The organism is Psychrobacter sp. JB193 (genome assembly GCF_002285555.1).
In the GTDB taxonomy this organism is placed as follows: Bacteria; Pseudomonadota; Gammaproteobacteria; order Pseudomonadales; family Moraxellaceae; genus Psychrobacter; species Psychrobacter alimentarius.
In genome coordinates this window covers 1,116,753-1,135,870 of the sequence record NZ_NRGY01000002.1, presented here as the reverse complement: position 1 = coordinate 1,135,870, position 19,118 = coordinate 1,116,753, and the positions used below count along the sequence as shown (strand labels likewise).

General features: G+C 43.7%; 14 protein-coding genes. 4 read left to right on the top strand and 10 right to left on the bottom strand.

The window, feature by feature from the left end; genetic code table 11:
• Positions 1-10 precede the first annotated feature (10 nt).
• The 6 genes from CIK80_RS12855 to CIK80_RS12830 form a co-directional block, all read right to left on the bottom strand.
• Entirely contained in the window at positions 11-1,255 is a 1,245-nt protein-coding gene (locus CIK80_RS12855) for a PQQ-dependent sugar dehydrogenase (RefSeq protein ID WP_095570294.1), read from the bottom strand.
• A gap of 174 nt (positions 1,256-1,429) precedes the next feature.
• Positions 1,430-4,027, bottom strand: a complete 2,598-nt coding sequence (gene clpB, locus CIK80_RS12850) for an ATP-dependent chaperone ClpB (RefSeq protein ID WP_062844901.1) — start codon at positions 4,025-4,027, stop codon at positions 1,430-1,432.
• A gap of 424 nt (positions 4,028-4,451) precedes the next feature.
• Entirely contained in the window at positions 4,452-5,021 is a 570-nt protein-coding gene (locus tag CIK80_RS12845; protein ID WP_095570293.1) for a L,D-transpeptidase family protein, read from the bottom strand.
• A 134-nt stretch (positions 5,022-5,155) separates the two neighbouring features.
• Positions 5,156-5,956, bottom strand: a complete 801-nt coding sequence (locus tag CIK80_RS12840; RefSeq protein WP_095570292.1) for an SDR family NAD(P)-dependent oxidoreductase — start codon at positions 5,954-5,956, stop codon at positions 5,156-5,158.
• A gap of 196 nt (positions 5,957-6,152) precedes the next feature.
• On the bottom strand, positions 6,153-7,931 hold the full coding sequence (locus tag CIK80_RS12835) for an AMP-binding protein (protein ID WP_095570291.1): 1,779 nt from the start codon (positions 7,929-7,931) through the stop codon (positions 6,153-6,155).
• Between the two features lie 251 nt (positions 7,932-8,182).
• Positions 8,183-9,301, bottom strand: coding sequence for a DNA topoisomerase IB (locus tag CIK80_RS12830; protein WP_095570290.1), 1,119 nt, complete (start codon positions 9,299-9,301; stop codon positions 8,183-8,185).
• A gap of 179 nt (positions 9,302-9,480) precedes the next feature.
• Between CIK80_RS12830 and CIK80_RS12825 the strand changes: the two genes are divergently transcribed.
• Complete coding sequence (locus CIK80_RS12825; RefSeq protein WP_095570289.1) at positions 9,481-9,933, top strand: GNAT family N-acetyltransferase; 453 nt, start codon at positions 9,481-9,483, stop codon at positions 9,931-9,933.
• 90 nt (positions 9,934-10,023) lie between these two features.
• On the opposite strand, the gene CIK80_RS12820 is transcribed toward CIK80_RS12825, so the two are convergent.
• The 3 genes from CIK80_RS12820 to CIK80_RS12810 form a co-directional block, all read right to left on the bottom strand.
• On the bottom strand, positions 10,024-10,308 hold the full coding sequence (locus tag CIK80_RS12820) for a pyrimidine/purine nucleoside phosphorylase (protein ID WP_095570288.1): 285 nt from the start codon (positions 10,306-10,308) through the stop codon (positions 10,024-10,026).
• Positions 10,309-10,372: 64 nt separating this feature from the next.
• Positions 10,373-11,468 (bottom strand): peptide chain release factor 2 gene (gene prfB / locus CIK80_RS12815; RefSeq protein ID WP_099046701.1). Its coding sequence is split into 2 segments (ribosomal slippage): positions 10,373-11,395 and positions 11,397-11,468, totalling 1,095 coding nucleotides; the frame shifts between segments, so codons are not numbered across the junction.
• Positions 11,469-11,576: 108 nt separating this feature from the next.
• A complete protein-coding gene (locus CIK80_RS12810) occupies positions 11,577-12,278 on the bottom strand; it encodes an HAD family hydrolase (RefSeq protein WP_095570286.1) in 702 nt (233 codons plus the stop codon).
• A gap of 179 nt (positions 12,279-12,457) precedes the next feature.
• Between CIK80_RS12810 and CIK80_RS12805 the strand changes: the two genes are divergently transcribed.
• Positions 12,458-12,907, top strand: a complete 450-nt coding sequence (locus tag CIK80_RS12805) for a hypothetical protein (protein ID WP_095570285.1) — start codon at positions 12,458-12,460, stop codon at positions 12,905-12,907.
• A 27-nt stretch (positions 12,908-12,934) separates the two neighbouring features.
• On the opposite strand, the gene CIK80_RS12800 is transcribed toward CIK80_RS12805, so the two are convergent.
• Positions 12,935-13,471 (bottom strand): gamma carbonic anhydrase family protein, encoded by a 537-nt coding sequence (locus tag CIK80_RS12800; protein WP_062844910.1) that lies wholly within the window; start codon positions 13,469-13,471, stop codon positions 12,935-12,937.
• A gap of 689 nt (positions 13,472-14,160) precedes the next feature.
• On the opposite strand from CIK80_RS12800, the gene carA reads away from it, so the two are divergent.
• On the top strand, positions 14,161-15,402 hold the full coding sequence (carA, locus tag CIK80_RS12795; protein WP_095570284.1) for a glutamine-hydrolyzing carbamoyl-phosphate synthase small subunit: 1,242 nt from the start codon (positions 14,161-14,163) through the stop codon (positions 15,400-15,402).
• Positions 15,403-15,554: 152 nt separating this feature from the next.
• The gene (carB, locus tag CIK80_RS12790; protein ID WP_095570283.1) at positions 15,555-18,818 is read left to right on the top strand and encodes a carbamoyl-phosphate synthase large subunit; all 3,264 of its coding nucleotides are present in this window, start codon (positions 15,555-15,557) and stop codon (positions 18,816-18,818) included.
• Positions 18,819-19,118: the final 300 nt, after the last annotated feature.

Genomic DNA, 19,118 nt, shown 5'->3' with positions numbered 1-19,118 from the left:
GGGAAACATCTTATTTCGGTATTAGTTGCAGCAACTTGCTGTCACTCTCATCTTCCAATACCCATACTTTACCATCAACTGTCAACACACTACGAATACGTTCACCCATATCATACCGATATCGCTCGGAAGCAGTATTATCATTCTTAACATCTACTACTACTAAAGCCTTTGAGGATAATCCACCAACCAGAAAATCTCCTTGCCATGCTGGGAAATCGTTATGTGTACCAGCAGTATAGAGACTCATTGATGAGGGTGAGATGACAGGCGTCCATGTGACTTTAGGTGCTGCAAACTCAGGACGAGTATCATGATCGGGAATAGGCGTACCAGAATAGTTGCGTCCGTTAGACACAATCGGCCAACCATAGTTCTTGCCTTTTTCAATTAAGTTAAATTCATCACCATCCTTTGGACCCATCTCACTTATCCATAACTTACCATTTTCATCGAATCTCATCCCCAGTACATTACGATTGCCTACTGTCCAAAACTGAGAAGCAATTTTGTTGCTATCACTGACAAATGGATTGTCTTTTGGCACCGAGCCATCAGGATGTAACCTAATGATTTTGCCCAAGTTCATACTCATGTCTTGCGCTGGGTCTTTTTTCTGACGCTCCCCTGAGCTGATATACAAATACTGTCCGTCAGGTGAAAATAGCAAGCGATGACTATAATGACCTTGCCCAGTTACTTTCGGTGTTTGTTGCCAAATTGGGGTGATATTTTGCAGACTTGGCGTCGCAGTATTCAATCCTGACAGTTTGGCCTTTATCACCTTAGCCCCAAATTTATTGCTATCAGTGCCCTTACCTGCTTCTGCATAGCTGATATAGACGTTGTTGGAGGTCGCAAAATCTGGCGCAACCGTAATATCTCCCAATCCACCTTGTCCGCCGTAAGCAACGCTAGGTATACCCGTAACTTCTGTCTTAGCCCCTGTAGCAGTATCTACAATAAACAACTCACCTGTCTTTTGCGTGACCAAAAACTTGAGGGACGCATTATTAGATTTGGGCAGCGCTACCATTGCCCAAGGCTCATCAAAAGTTGCAACAGTCTTGGTAGTGAATTCAGGTTTTTCATTGCTGACGGCTGATTTTTTAGGTGAGGTTTTTGCGTCTTTAGAATCTGTGTTAGCAGTTAGGCCTGATTGATTAGAGCAAGCTGCCGTACTAAACAGAAGTGCTGATACGATGATTGGTAGGGTTAATGGTGTGCTGATATGTCTTTTGTTGATTGTCGTCATCTTTTACTCTCCATCCGTGTTAAGTTCATGTCATTAGAGCTTAAATTATTTATAACACAGTCATCGTGTTAAAAAAGTAAAATAATACCAATACACAACGTAAAAACCCCTCACTTGCCATCGCAAGTAAGGGGTCGGTTTATATTTATAAAAAACGTTATTCGGCGTTTACTATTAACTCATTCTCAGTTTATCAAAAACCAGTTTGTCATCGGCGCCGACGTCGACTTTGATGATGTCACCAGCAACAAAATCACCTGCCAGCAGTTTGAGTGACAATGGGTTTTCGATCTCTTGCTGAATCGCACGTTTTAGTGGACGCGCGCCGTAAACAGGATCGTAACCCACAGCAACCAGCTTATTCATTGCATCTGCTGAGAGCTCAATATCCATTTCTCGCTCATACAAACGCTTGCGCAATCGATCTAGCTGGATATCAGCGATACCTGCCATTTGTGACATACCGAGTGGATGAAAGACGACAATTTCATCAATACGGTTGACAAATTCAGGACGGAAATGTTGTCCAACAGATTCCATCACTTCAGCTTTGATATCTTCATAGCTTTCACCAACCATTTCCTGAATCTTATGCGACCCCAGATTACTGGTCATGATGATGACCGTATTTTTAAAGTCCACCACTCGGCCTTGAGAGTCCGTCAAACGCCCATCATCCAATACTTGTAGTAAGATATTAAACACATCAGGATGCGCTTTTTCAACTTCATCAAACAAGATAACACTATAAGGCTTGCGACGTACCGCTTCCGTCAATGCACCGCCCTCTTCGTAACCGACGTACCCTGGAGGCGCACCCACCAGACGACTGACGCTATGCTTCTCCATATATTCGCTCATGTCGATACGGACAATTGCGTCTTCACTATCGAACAAGAAGTTCGCAAGCGATTTGGTCAGCTCTGTCTTACCAACACCCGTTGGCCCTAAGAATAAGAAGGAACCTGATGGGCGATTCGGATCGGACAATCCTGCTCGACTACGACGTACGGCATTGGCGACGGCTTCGACCGCTTCATCTTGACCAATTACACGCTCATGGAGTTTTTGTTCCATGGCGAGCATTTTGTCACGCTCACCCTGCATCATTTTACTGACTGGGATACCAGTCGCTGCTGCAACCACTTCTGCAATCTCATTGTCTGTGACTTTATTACGTAGCAATTTGACACCATTGCCTTCACCGGTCTGCTCTTTTTGCTCTGCCAAGTCAGACTCAGTGATACGGCGCTCTAACTGCGGAATGGTCTCATATTGCAGTTTGCTCATGGTTTCATAGTCACTTTCGCGACTGGCTTTGTCATAAGCAATACGCGCTTTGTCTAGCTCGTCTTTTAACTGCTGGCTGCCTTTGACCAAAGCTTTTTCGGCTTGCCAAATCTCATTAAGGTCAGCGTATTCTTTTTCAAGCTCTTCGATTTGCGCATCCAATACTTTACGCTCTGCTTGCGCCCCTGCGTCTTCTTCATTTTTTAGGACTTCGCGCTGCATTTTTAACTGAATCAAGCGACTATCAAGCTTGCCCAAAGCTTCAGGCTTACTGTCCATCTCCATACGTAAGCGACTGGCTGCTTCGTCAATCAAATCAATCGCTTTATCCGGTAGCTTGCGATCGGTGATATAACGATGACTCATACGAGCGGCAGCAATGATTGCGCTGTCTTGAATATCGACGCCGTGATGTAACTCATAACGCTCTTTGAGGCCACGCAATATCGCAATGGTATCCTCAACCGTTGGCTCATCGACCAGCACTTTTTGGAAACGACGTTCAAGCGCGGCATCTTTTTCAATAAATTGGCGATACTCATCAAGCGTTGTCGCGCCAACACAATGTAGCTCACCACGAGCTAATGCTGGTTTGAGCATGTTACCTGCATCCATCGCGCCTTCTGATTTGCCTGCACCGACCATGGTATGTAGCTCATCGATAAACAAGATAACGTTGCCTTCTTGCTTGGCCAAATCACTCAACACGCTTTTGAGACGCTCTTCGAACTCACCGCGGAATTTAGCACCCGCAATAAGCGCACCTAAGTCTAATGATAGCACTTCTTTACGACGTAGGCCTTCTGGCACATCGCCATTGATAATTTTTTGTGCTAAGCCTTCGACGATTGCCGTTTTACCCACACCCGGCTCACCGATTAACACTGGGTTATTTTTAGTACGGCGCGAGAGCACTTGAATGGTACGGCGAATCTCTTCATCACGGCCAATCACTGGATCAAGCTTACCAAGTTCCGCCTGTTCAGTTAGGTTGATCGTATATTTATTGAGTGCATCACGCTGATCTTCGGCATTTTGATTGTTTACCGTGTCATCACCGCGCAATTGCTCAATGACTACCTTTAACTTGCTTGCCGTCACGCCAGCACTTTCAAATATTTTCTTAGTTTCGCCTTGTTCGGCAAGTGCCAACATAACCCATTCTGTCGCAATAAAATCATCGCCTTCTTTTTGTGCTTGGCGATCAGCTAAATTTAGAATTTTGACTGAATTTGGGTTTAAATTGACATCACCTGTCGGCTCTGAAATCGTTGCTTGCTTATCTAACGCCTTTGCCACGCCATTTTTTAACGCAGGAATAGAAGCGCCTGCTTGTTGGCAAATCGACAGATTGGATTCATCTTGCAGCAATACCGCCAGCAAATGGACAGGATCAATGCCTGTATGATCGCGTCCTAACGCTAGACTTTGGGCTTCTTGAATCGCCGATTGCAGTTTTTGGGTAAATTTTTCGAACCTCATATTTGTGTCCTTTTATAGTTAGTATTTTTAGTTGATTAACAAAAAATAAGACACCGGAACTGTGGTGGTGACCACCAATTTTGTCGGGTATCAATCATTGTCAGTTATTATCTATATAGGGTATATCATGCCAGATTTCAACTCACATATATGAGTTGTCAACCACAAATAGTGACTTATTGGTAATAGCAAAAAGTCCGATTCTAATACTATAAAAAAACCTTACTAATTGTGATGATATCATCATAGGACTTTAATAAGTACATGAAGTATGTATTTCAAGAGAATAAATAAAGAATCATGAAAAGAGAAGTTTGTTTGGCAAAAAAGTGCCAGCAAGGAATAGGTGTTATCGTTTTTATAGCAAAATTTTATTAGTATTTTTTGAATACTTACTTATTTCTATTTCAGAACCAAGAAGTCATTACTCGACGATTTCGATAAGTGTTCCAACGTTTACCACAGCCATGATCTCATCCATTTCTTCATTGGTTACAGCAATACACCCTTCGGTCCAGTCACGTTTTTGATTGAACCAAGCTAGATGGCCAAAGCCATTCATCTGTCCATGAATCATAATATCGCCGCCCGCATCAACGCCCAATAACTGCGCTCTCGCCTTATCAGCAGCATTAGGATAGCTGACATGAATAGAACGATAGGCAATAGAATTTTCGTTTTTATAATCCAAGGTGTAGCTGCCTGCAGGCGTACGATTGTCCCCTTTTTGCTGCTTATGACCAACAGGGTTCGCTCCCAATGAAATCTTGTACGACTGAATCACTGTGTCACCGCTCAATAATTTGAGCACTCGCTGCGACTTAATCACCAAGACTTTATCGATGATAGTCGTATCAGGAATGGGTGATGGTTGTTTTGAGTGACTATTGACATAGATGACCGTGCCAGCGCTCACAATGGTAGCAAGGCCAAGTCCTATCGCGAAAAACAACCAGTTTGAATGTTTACTAGCATGCGTGTGAAAAAATGACATAGACTTTAATCCTTATAACAAATACTAAATAGCAGTGAGTCATAATATATCAAAGCACTATGCCAAGTTTTATGCAAAAGTGATGAATCAGACAGCTAGAAATACTGCCTTCTACTTAAAGACGTGATGTAGCATCACACCATACGAATCGCGCCGTCCAAACGAATAACCTCGCCATTTAAGTACGCATTATCGATGATATGGGTGACCAGCTTGGCAAACTCAGCCGGATTGCCCAAACGTTTTGGATAAGGCACGCCTGCCTCCAACTGTTCACGCGCTTTTTCAGGAATGCTCTGCATCATTGGCGTGGCAAAAACGCCAGGCGCAATGGTCATCACCCGAATACCGTGACGCGCAAGCTCACGCGCAAGCGGTAATGTCAAACCTACCACGCCTGCCTTTGACGAGGAATAACTGGCTTGTCCCACTTGACCGTCAAAGGCAGCGATAGACGCAGTATTGATAATAATGCCTTGGTCAGCATTGTTTTTTTCGGCATCGTTTTCTACCGCCGTTGTCGCATCACTAGCGACGCGCTTGGCGATACTGGCAGCGACCAAACGCGCCACATTAAATGAGCCTACAAGGTTAATATTGACTCCGCGACTAAAGGACTCAAGATCCGCTGGATTATTATCACGATCCAGCAGCTTTTGTACGACAGCGATACCAGCGCAGTTAACAGAGCCTTGTAAACCACCAAACACTTTTTCAGCGACATCGACAGCAGCTTGTACATCATCGCCACTGGTTATGTCACACCGTATAAACCGTGCTTTATCGCCTAGCTCATTGATTAAAGCTTGTCCTGCCGATTCGTTGAGATCGGCAATCACGACATTACCGCCTTGAGCAACAATAGCGCGAACCACTGCTTCTCCTAAACCTGATGCCCCGCCCGTCACCAAAAAGCTATTTTTTTCAATATGCATGACTGCTCCTTTCACTTTCTAATTGTTATGAACTATTTTTTCTATGCGCTATTTTTTACAAGCTGGCTTTATACAAACTATGGTTAATCCTAAATAAAAAAAGCACAACAATAATAATGGACTGCCAACGATATGTGTTTATAGCCTCTGTCTGCGAAGACACAGCAAGCAAGAAAAAAAGCGCTCTATTACATACTTACACAGCAGATAGACTGCGCAATAAAAAGCGCTGAATTTTGCCACTTGGCGTTTTTGGTAAAGACGACACAAATTCCACCTCGCGTGGGTAAGCATGAGTTGATAAGCGCTTGCGTACCAAGTTTTCAATCTCCTTGGCAATCTCATCCGTTCCTTCAATGCCGTCTTTTAACACCACATAAGATTTGATGGTATGACCGCGCACCTCATCGGGTATACCAACGGCTGCTGATTCGGCAACGGCTTCGTGTTCTAATACAGTATTTTCAACATCCGTTGGACCTACGCGATAACCTGCGGTGATAATGATGTCATCATCACGTCCTGAAAACCAATAACTGCCATCGCTATGACGCTCGACCACATCGCCCGTCAGATAGTAATCATCAGCGAACGCTTGTTTTTCGTTCCAGCTATAACCATGGAAATAAAATGCGGGTGATTGGCTCACCACGACGGCTAACTGCCCTTGCTCGCCATCAGGTAATATATTCATGTCATCATCTAATACGACGAGCGTATGCCCTGGCAATGCCATTCCCATCGAGCCAACTGGAGATTCATGTTCCAATGCATGATGCGCACAGCATGTCATTCCCGTCTCTGTTTGGCCATACTGATCACAAACCTTACAGTTCAAATAAGTCTCAACCCAATTGACCACTTCCGTGTTGAGGGTCTCGCCTGCTGAGTTGGCACAGCGCAATGATAATTTAACATTAGTATCGTCACGAGCGTCGTCATTAACGTTGTCAAACACACCACTCGACTTCATCATTCGAAACGCCGTCGGTGAAGAAGCCAAATTGGTAATCTTGTGACGTATCATAAAGTCACGAGTATTGGCAGCATCAAAACCAGCTTCGTTGAAATGAGTGGTCACACCCAACAACAAGGGACCTGTAATGGCATAGTACAGTCCATAAGCCCAGCCTGGATCTGCCATATTCCAATAATTATCATCGTCACGTAAGTCGATGGCATAGCGCATGTACAAATAAAAAGCAGGAAGCGCCGTCAATGAGACGCTGACACCTTTGGACTTGCCGACTGTGCCTGAGGTAAACATCTGTAAAAATGGCGCACTAATATCCAATAATATAGGCTCTAGCGTTTCTGGTTGCATTGCCATCATTTTGGCGTAACGATCATCATCCCATTGCTGATCATCGACTTGTATATCATTGTCACCACCGACCAATACCATTTTGGTTTGGTCAGCCAAGTCTTCAAATTTGCTGCGATTGTCGACATTGGTAAAGACAACTTTGGTGCCTGCTTTATCCATTCGATATTTGATTGAATCATAACCAAAAGCGGTAAATAGCGGCTGGTATACGGCACCAATTCGCCATGTGGCTAATACAATAGTCAATAACTCAGGTGTGCGAGGCAACATGGTTGCGACTTGATCGCCTACTTTTACACCATAAGACTGCAATAGGTTGGCGACTTGCGCACTGGCTTTATCAAGCTCAGCAAACGTCATTTTTGTCACCTTGCCTGCGGTATCTTCATGCACCAGTGCTGTCATATCGCCACGGCCATCACGCACGTGGCGACCACAGCATGCTATATAAGCGTTTAAACGATCGTCTAAATGCTCGCCAAAAATCTCTGTCAGCAATGTATCCATGCTAAAGTTATGATAATAATCATTGTAATTTGCTGATGTGTTTTTAGTATTTGTATCGGTGTTCGAAGACTCGGTGTTTAAAGACAATGCGTCTGAAAATGAGTGACTGACAGACGAAGTATTTGAAGAAAGGGTGTTCATAAGCTAATCCTTTAGCAATAACGAGTGACAGGTAGAACAATAAAGACTACCGTTGAAACGGTTATATCCTATGACCGTTTCAAACCTTGTTGTTTAATATACTATATTAGTAACGCATTTTTACACTTATTTCAATACATACCGTATCATTTTTATTTAACATTCCTATTTACGAACCAATAAAACTTTTACACGTCAGACAGGAGTCGTTAGAGTACATATGTGAGCGACCTTTATTTTTTAATTATTTATCAGGTTTCATTACTCAAAAAACCTAGCAACGCCTTTTCTTCACAGCTTTGATACTTTTTGGTATGTCCACGGCGTGCTTGCTTGTAGGACTCAAAAAACTCCCCTGCTAAAAATCGCTCAATAATAATAGGATTGATGTAAGAGGATCGGCAAACAGCAGGCGTATTACCCAGCTCTTCTGCGACCATTTTTACCATATCAGTGACCAATTGCTGCCGCTCGGCACTGTCAGGCGCGCTGGCTAATATGGCTTTGCCGTCAGAGGTTTGTAGCTCATCATACAAATGACTCGCTGCAAGCACACTGGCCATCCATGTGCGAAAATCTTTTGCGCTGTACATTTTGCCACTGCTGCCATTGATACAAGTATGTGTTCGTAGATACTCATTGATATCACTACTATCGACAACTTGTTTGTCGCCATTTTCATCCAAGTACTTAAAAATCTGATAACCCGGTAGCTCAGAGCAGGCTTGTACAATCTCAATCAAACGCTCGTCTTGCAGCTCAATGTGATGCTCCTTGGCGCTTTTACCAACAAAATCAAACGCCAGACCTGTGTCAGTTTGACTGACGTGCTTGCTTCTTAATGTACTTAAGCCATAGCTTTTATTGAGCTTAGCATAACGACTATTACCAATACGAATGAGCGTGGTTTCTAACAGCTTGACCACGGCTGCCAAGACATTGGCTCGTGATAATGGTATTGCCTCCAAATCTTGTTCGACTTGGGCGCGCAGGTTTGGCAAAGCCTTTGCAAAACCAATCATGGTATCAAACTTGGCTTGGTCGCGCACGCGATCCCACTCAGGATGATACAGATATTGTTTGCGTGCTTTTTCGTCGCGGCCTGTGGATTGTAGATGGCCTTTTTCATCTCGGCATATCCAGACCTCTGACCACATAGGCGGAATCACCAACGCATCAAATCGTTTACGTAGTGCTTTGTCTTTGACTGTTTTTCCTGTTGCGTCGCGATAGGTAAAACCGCGTCCCCACCGTCTGCGCCCATATCCAGGCTCATTATCACTGACATAGCGTAAATTTGCCAACTGAGCCAAATGCTCGTAGTCATGGCGCACATCTTGTGTAGGGTTTTGCTGATTTTCTTTGTTCATAAGAAAACTCGTCTGATAAATGAATCGTTTTAGCATAATGAACTGTGATGATTTTTGCTGTTTATTTGCCAAGGACAAAGTGTAATCCTGTGTAAAACTAAATGGATGCAAGGGTTTTATAAAATTGAGTTTTAAGGCATAATTTGATGCAAATTAGAACTTAAGTTGAATAAAATACAATGCAAAACACTTCTATAAAAATAGCGCCTCTTTCTCAAACAGATTACAGCTTGTGGCTCGTGTTATGGGAACGCTATCTGAGCTTCTATGAAACCACATTGCCCACTCATACAACAGAGGCAACATGGGACAACTTGCTCAATCAAGACATCGCTATTTATGGGTTTGGGGCATGGATAAACGACACCTTGGTTGGTATCACTCATGTCGTATTACATCCCAATACGTGGAACACTTCTGACTGCTGTTACTTAGAAGATTTATACGTAAGCGACAATGCACGTGGGCAAGGGGCTGGACGGGCTTTGATTGAGTATGTCTATAACTTTGCAGCTCAAAAAAACTGCAATCGGGTCTATTGGACGACGCAAGAAGGAAACAACGCGTCGCGTAAGCTATACGATGCCATTGCTACCCAAACTGACATGGTGCAATACCGTAAAAACTTATGAAAATTTTATTTTAAGCCAATCATTAACACACAAAAAACGCCAAGCATGGCACTTGGCGTTTTTTATAAGTATACCGTCGTTTAGATAAAGCTATTTGCCATAAAGGCATAAATAAGCTGTTTCTACCTCGACTTTGACATTGAATTTTTGATTGGCTTCCACTGTGAATTGCTCACCAGCGTTGAAAGTTTGCCATTCATCGCTCTCTGGTAACTTTACGGTCAATGCACCGCTCACCACACTCATGGTTTCAAAATCGCTGGTCCCAAACTCGTACTCACCAATTTCCATTACACCAACGGTAGCAGGCTTGGTTGCCGTTTGAAAGGCGATAGACGTGACTTTATTATCAAAATAATTATTAACGCTTGGCATCATTCATCCTTAATAAAATTTTAGGTAATGTTTTAGGTTTCAAGTTGCTTTCATGGACTTAATTTTACAGACCCGCTTTTAGACTCGCTTCAATAAACTGATCGAGATCTCCGTCTAGTACAGCACCTGTATTAAAGGTTTCTACACCCGTACGCAAGTCTTTGATACGTGAGTCATCGAGTACATAAGAGCGGATTTGACTGCCCCAACCAACGTCTGACTTGTTGTCTTCGACGGCTTGTTGTTTTTCCATACGCTTTTGCATTTCAAGCTCATAAAGCTTGGCGCGTAGCATTTTCATGGCAGTGGCTTTGTTGCCGTGCTGACTACGTTCGTTCTGACACGTCACCACCACGCCGCTTGGCTCATGGGTGATACGAACGGCCGAATCAGTCGTGTTGACGTGCTGACCACCAGCGCCTGATGAGCGATAAGTATCAATACGTAGATCCGCTGGATTGATATCAATCTCGACATTATCATCGATTTCAGGTGAGACGAATACTGCAGCAAACGACGTATGACGACCATTATTGCTATCAAACGGTGACTTACGCACCAAACGATGCACACCAATCTCCGTGCGCAGCCAACCAAAGGCATAATCGCCTTTGATCTCAATCGTCGCCGATTTAATCCCAGCCACGCTGCCTGCCGAGACTTCTATCACATCGACCTTGAAACCGTGCGCTTCTGCCCAGCGCGTATACATACGCAGCAGCATTTCTGCCCAATCTTGTGCCTCTGTACCGCCACTGCCCGATTGAATATCTAGGTAGCAGTTGTTTGGATCCATCTCGCCGCTAAACATACGGCGGAACTCGAGATCAGCCACGCGTGCTTCGGCACTATCAAGCTCGCTTTGCACATCGGCTAGTAGCGACTCATCTTCTGCTTCGACTGCCAACTCTAGCATGGCGGACGCATCTTCTAGCGTGGTTTCAAGTGAAACGACCACGTCAATGACGCCATCAAGATGACTTTTCTCTTTGTTAATCTTGGTTGCACGCTCAGGATCATTCCATAGCTCAGGGTTCTCTAGCTCCAAATTAACTTCTTCTAAGCGTTCTTGCTTACCATCGAAGTCAAAGATACCTCCGCAAGTCCTGCCCACGCTCGGATAAATCTTTGATTTGTTCTTGATACGGATTGATTTCCATAAAGGTTCCTATGCTTTTTTAATAAAAATAAATAACGGATACAGCGCTATTTTAAATGAGATTAACGTTTAATAGTTGGTTAATTCTTTATGATGGCGAACCACACCACTAAAGCGACCAATCCTCTACCGCCCAGCGATGTGCCAGCGCATGCGCATGTAGCGTATCATCAGGTGACACACAAACGGCCACGTCCGCCCACTCAAGCAGTGGAATGTCGTTTTTGGAATCTGAATACGCATACGTTTTTTTGAAATCAATGCCAGCCACTTGCTGCTTATCAAGCCATTTGTTGAGATGATAAATCTTCCCTTCTTGGAAATTGGGCTTATCCGTCAATTTGCCCGTATAGCGCTCATCTTTTATCTCAAGTGGTGTCGATAACACATGACTGTCTTCGATACCAAAACGTTTTGCAATCGCAGAGACGACAAAGTCATTGGTCGCAGAGATAATCACCACATCATGACCTTGCTCAATATGCTGACATAAGACTTCCATCGCTTTTGGGCGAATATGAGGCTCGATTTCACTTTTGATATAGTCTTCTCGTAGCTCATGCAGCCTATCTATTGGTAAGCTACTCAAAAACTGCGCGACAAACTCATTGTATTCCGTCGCATCCAGCGTACCTTCGATATAATCTTGATAAAATTTCTGATTGGCAGTGCGATATTCAGCTTCGTCAACAAGATTATGTTTGACGATATACTCGCCCCATAGATAGTCACTATCGACATCGAGTAAAGTATGATCTAAATCAAATAGTGCCAGTTCTTTTTGAGGATTCTGTGCCTGATTTGCCTGCATGATATGGCCTTATGATGGTTTGTTAAAAAACATAATTTTTAATATAAATAATATTTGTAATATGGAACTTTATAAACAGAAAATTTGGTCAGTAAAATTTCGATAACACTACGATGCCCTAAATAAAAGCATGGTAATTTATTTTATCTAGCATGTTTAATAAAAAGACTGGGAATCCTATGAAATCGCCAAATCCTAAAACCAACACCTCAAATAGACCCCGGCGCCCTGCACGCTCGATCAGAGAAATTAGACAGCGTCAATCAGGCACTAGCCATCAATCATTCTCAGAACGCCTAACTCATGCACTTTTGAACGGTTTGATGTATGGATTTGGCGGCTTACTGATCGATATGGCTATTGTAATCATCCGCTCAATATTCGGTATTGGTAACGGTGAGATTTTTTGGTTATTTACCCCTTTTATGCTGATACTTGGGGCTATAATGGGACTCATCGTTGGCAAATCTGCTGGTGCTGAAAGCGTCAATGCCCTAAATATCGACGAGTCTACTAATAATAACGCTTACCTAAACGATTATTCCGTACGCCATGATGTTTTTCGCGGACTTATCATTGGTATTATCATTTTTGCCATCATCTGGCTGATTATGATGCTTATGACTTAAAGGCTACTGCTTACTTAGCATGACCATTTAATCTGGCACAGCAATTTCTTTTAAACCAGTTTTAAATTTTTGACAACGCTCCGCATAGTGCATTGCTGATAATTTGAGCATGGCCGCTTGCTCATCGGTTAGTGTTTTTACTACTTTTGCAGGTGCGCCCATAACTAATGAATTGTCTGGAATCTCTTGGCCTTCTGTAACCAACGCCTTGGCACCAATGAGACAGTTTTTACCAATTTTGGCCTTATTCAATACGACTGCACCTATACCGATTAAGCTATTATCCCCAACCTCACAGCCATGTAGCATGGCCAAATGACCAATAGTGACGTAATTGCCAATTTTTACTTCAATACCAGCATCAGTATGAATCACACTATTTTCTTGCACATTGCTATAATCACCGATATGAATACGTTCATTGTCACCGCGCAGCACTGCACCAAACCAAACACTGGCTTGATGTCCCAAATATACATCGCCCATCACTTGTGCTGAATCTGCTACCCAGCCGTTAAATGGCACTGCAAATTCAGGCACTTTATCTAAATATTGATAAATCATAACGACTCCTTGTTATATTTATTGTTTTTTGCAATTGTCTCGAATGACGAATACTAGTGGTTATCGTTGATTGTATTTCAAAAAATCGACTGATAGTCGTATCAGCTATTGCGACTATATTAATATGGCAAACAACGCTGCCTATTGTGGCAAAGCCATTCATTAAAATCCAGTCCTATTAATGTCGCTAGAATCTTAACACTTATTATAAAGACAGTAGTTATATAAAGAGTATATTTCCTATGCTTAGGCTATTTTAGCCCAGATAACTGTTTGTCTATTCCATATGAATGGTTTTATAAGCAATGACTGACTGATAAGTCGGCATCAAAGCCATTTTACTCTAGTACTCCCTCACAAATAACGCTTTATCTTATATTTAACATAGTTACAAGATTTATGTTTATCGCGTAGATTATAAAATCGACTGGCTATTTGTACATATATTGTATATAATGCGCAAAATCTGTGCCTAAGCGAGCGGACATGATGCAAGTTACCTATTCACTATCTAGTGGGATTTGTAGTTTTCATCAATAATGTCTTCTCGCTTTTTTGTGGAAAAAATTTGGGTTTGAAGCTTTTTTTACGCTTATTTGGCAATAATAAATAAGCAATTAAGAAGCTTTTTCATCCCATTTTTGGATGCAAAATATCATGGCACTCACACATAATAGCGGAGGCAACCCTTGAATTCATCGGCAGAAATACAAGCAATTTTGGCACTAGCAGACGGTACAATTTTTCGCGGTGTGAGTATCGGCAGTCTTGGTCATCGCGTCGGTGAGGTGGTATTTAATACAGCCATGACAGGGTATCAAGAAATCCTGACTGACCCAAGTTATGCACGTCAATTGGTGACCCTCACCTATCCGCACATCGGCAACACTGGTACCAATAGCGAAGACACTGAATCTGGTAATGGTCATCAAGTGTGGGCTGACGGTCTTATCATTCGTGACGCGACCATGGTTACCTCAAATTTCCGTAATTCTGAATCGCTTGCTGATTATCTAGAGCGCAATGATACGGTCGCTATCGCTGAAATCGACACACGCCAATTGACTCGCCTACTACGCGAAAAAGGTGCTCAGAACGGTTGTATCATGACTGCCTCAAACGGTGAGACAATCACATCAGAAGACGAGCAACATGCCATCAAACTGGCACAAGAATTTGCTGGTTTAGAAGGTATGGACTTGGCAAAAGAATGCTGTACCAAAGACAGCTTTGAGTGGACTGCAGGTACGTGGGATTTATCAGATACCCTACTCAACCGTGATGTAGAGGGTAGCCATGACAGCGGTACTGGCGGCTTTTTTAAACAGCTTGGTACTCATATCGACTCTAAATATAATGTCGTCGCTTATGACTTTGGTAGCAAAACCAATATCCTACGCATGCTTGTAGACCGTGGTTGTCACGTGACTGTTGTCCCAGCACAAACGCCTATCGCAGACGTGCTCGCGATGAACCCAGATGGTATTTTCTTATCAAACGGCCCTGGCGATCCTGCTGCTTGTGATTACGCGATCGACGCCGTACGCCACATTATCGAAGAGACTGATGTACCAACGTTTGGTATTTGTTTAGGTCATCAGCTGATTGGTCTTGCCAGCGGTGCCAATACTATCAAGATGAAAACGGGCCATCATGGTGCCAACCATCCCGTACAAGACTTGGCAACTGGCACAGTGATGATTACCAGTCAAAACCATGGCTTTGCCGTTGATGAAGACACGCTACCTGACAATGTCAAATCTACACATCGCTCACTATTCGATGGTACCAACCAAGGTATTGAGCTGACCAATAAGCCTATCTTTAGCTTCCAAGGTCACCCAGAAGCCAGCCCTGGCCCACATGACTGCGCGCCATTGTTTGATAAGTTTGCAGAGATGATGGAAGCGGCTAAAACTGCCCAAGCTTAAATGGTCGTTATAACTTGATAATAAGTCAATGCTTGAATCGCTAAAAGCGGTTTGAGCTGTACTGTAACAAAGCATTGTAAGTATAAAACGCCATAAGTGTTATTAAAAATAAAGATTACTTAAAATATCATCAAACGAAGGTAGCTCTAACTATGCCAAAACGTACCGACATAAAAAGCATTCTTATCATTGGCGCAGGCCCCATCGTTATCGGCCAAGCGTGTGAGTTTGACTACTCAGGCGCACAGGCGTGTAAAGCACTAAAAGAAGAAGGTTACCGCGTCATCTTGGTCAACTCAAACCCTGCGACCATTATGACTGACCCTGTCATGGCAGATGCCACCTATATCGAGCCGATCACGTGGCAGACGGTTGAGCAAATCATTGCCAAAGAGCGCCCCGATGCGATCTTGCCAACCATGGGCGGACAGACTGCGCTCAACTGTGCATTAGACCTAGACAAGCATGGTGTACTAACCAAGTACAACTGCGAGCTGATTGGCGCGACCAAAGACTCAATCGAGATGGCAGAAGATCGCGACTTATTTGACAAAGCGATGAAACGCATCGGTCTTGAGTGCCCACGCGCTGAAACCGCTGAGACCATGGAAGAAGCCTTTGCTACTCAAGAAAAGATGAGCTATCCCTGTATCATTCGTCCGTCATTCACCATGGGCGGTTCAGGCGGCGGTATCGCGTACAATCGTGACGAGTTTATCGAGATTTGCGAGCGCGGTTTTGATCTATCACCAAACCATCAGCTACTCATCGATGAATCACTAATCGGTTGGAAAGAGTACGAGATGGAAGTGGTCCGTGACAAAAACGACAACTGCATCATCATCTGTGCCATCGAAAACTTTGACCCTATGGGCGTGCACACAGGTGACTCAATCACCGTTGCTCCAGCACAAACTCTAACTGACAAAGAGTACCAAATCATGCGTAATGCCTCTTTGGCAGTACTGCGTGAGATCGGTGTAGAAACAGGCGGCTCAAACGTACAGTTCGGTATCAACCCTGATACGGGCCGTATGGTCGTCATTGAGATGAACCCACGCGTATCACGCTCGTCTGCCCTAGCGTCGAAAGCCACTGGTTTCCCGATTGCCAAAATCGCAGCAAAACTGGCGATTGGCTATACGCTAGATGAATTGCAAAACGACATCACAGGCGGCAAAACGCCAGCAAGTTTTGAACCTGCACTTGATTATGTCGTGACCAAGATTCCTCGTTTTAACTTTGAAAAATTCCCACAAGCGGACAACATCCTATCGACTCAGATGAAATCGGTCGGCGAAGTGATGGCGATTGGTCGTAACTTTCAAGAGTCGATGCAAAAAGCCTTACGCGGTATGGAAACAGGCGCAGATGGTTTTGACGAGCAAATCGACTTATCAAAAGTCAGTGCTGATAAGGCTCGTAGCGAGATTATCAACCGCCTAACGATTCCAACCCCTGATCGTATTTACTATATTGCGGATGCTTTTCGCGTTGGTATGAGCGTCGACGAGGTGTTTAAATTCACTAAGATTGACCCATGGTTCTTGGTTCAGATCGAAGACATCGTTAAAACCGAAGCAACCGTGAAATCCTTAGGCTTTGGTGGATTGAACGAGAAAAATCTACGCAGCTTTAAGCGTAAAGGTTTGTCAGATTTGCGTTTGGCTAAATTGCTTGGCGTGTCACAAAAGCAACTACGTAAAAAGCGTTGGGATTTAAACGTCTATCCAGTGTATAAACGTGTTGATACGTGCGCCGCAGAGTTTGCCACCAGCACCGCTTATATGTACTCAACCTACGATAGCGAATGTGAAGCCAACCCAACTGACAAGAAAAAAATCATGGTTATCGGTGGCGGCCCTAACCGTATCGGTCAAGGTATTGAGTTTGATTACTGCTGTGTCCATGCAGCGCTTGCCATGCGTGAAGACGGTTACGAGACCATCATGGTCAACTGTAACCCTGAAACGGTTTCGACCGATTATGACACTTCTGACCGTCTATACTTTGAGCCAATCACATTAGAGGACGTGCTAGAGATCGTCCGTATCGAAAATCCAGATGGTGTGATTGTCCAGTTCGGTGGTCAAACGCCTTTGAAACTAGCACGCGCTTTAGAATCTGCGGGCGTAAAAATCATCGGCACTAGCCCTGATGCGATTGATCGCGCTGAAGACCGTGAGCGCTTCCAGCACATGATTCAGCAATTGAACTTAGTGCAACCATCAAACGCTCTAGCCACCAGCTTAGAAGATGGATTGGTTAAAGCAAAAGATGTGGGCTATCCACTGGTTGTACGTCCATCGTATGTCCTTGGTGGTCGCGCGATGGAAATCGTCTATAACGAAGATGAACTAAGACACTATCTACGTACCGCCGTACAAGCGTCAAACGAAGCGCCCGTATTGTTAGATCGCTTCTTGGACGATGCCATCGAAGTCGATGTGGACTGTGTATGTGACGGTACAGATGTCGTGATTGGCGGTATCATGCAGCATATCGAACAGGCAGGTGTCCACTCTGGTGACTCAGCTTGCTCACTACCGCCATACTCACTATCAGATGAGCTGTGTGATGTCATGCGTGCACAAACCGTGGCTATGGCAAAGGAGCTTGGCGTGGTTGGCCTCATGAACGTTCAGTTCGCGGTCAAAGGTGAAACGGTTTATATCTTAGAAGTGAACCCTCGTGCTGCCCGTACTGTCCCGTTTGTCTCTAAGTGTATTGGTACGTCATTAGCACAAATCGCCGCTCGCTGTATGGCTGGTACGTCACTGAAAGACCAAGGCTTTACCACTGAAATCGTTCCTTCATTTTACGCGGTTAAAGAAGCGGTATTCCCATTTGCTAAGTTCCCTGGTGTCGATCCAATCTTGAGTCCTGAGATGAAATCAACGGGTGAAGTCATGGGCGTAGGCAAGACTTTTGGCGAAGCATTTTACAAAGCCATCATCGGTAGTAATGAGCGCTTGCCAGGTCTGCCTACTGAAGGCGAAAATAAGACCGTCTTTATCTCAGTTCGTGATAGCGATAAAGCACAAATCGCTCCTATCGCTCGTCAACTTGTAGACTTCGGTTTCAATATCGTATCGACCACAGGAACGCAAAAGGTACTGAGCGATGCTGGTATTGAGTGTAAGCAAATCAACAAAGTTACTGAAGGCCGCCCTCATATCGTTGATGCCTTGAAAAACGGTAAGATTGACCTTATTATCAATACGACTGAAGGTAAGCAGGCGCAAGAGGATTCATTCTCTATTCGTCGTAGTGCCTTACAAGGTAAAGTCTTTTATGTCACCACGTTAGGTGCAGCAGATGCAGTTTGTAAATCTTATGCGATTGACTTGCCATTTGAAGTCTATAAGCTGCAAGATTTACATGGACAAGCAAAGACTATTGACGTGACTGAATAATTTCAGTAGATTAAGCATAACCGCTAAGCTTATACAAAAGCTTAGCCAAGACTTGTTATTGATTATTCTGTGACAATCGTACGTTAAAAAAACAATATCTTTAAAGAGTCAAACCTACAAAAGCATAGTGGCTGAACTGCGACTATGCTTTTTATTACGTAAGGTTCAGTGTGCTTGGTACTGTCAGTTTGCTTGGTACTAGGAGTAAATGTGCTAATACATAATAGCCCGTTTACTGATGACACCATCTGAACCCCACTCTTTTTATATTTCATACTCATTGCAACAACATTGACACCA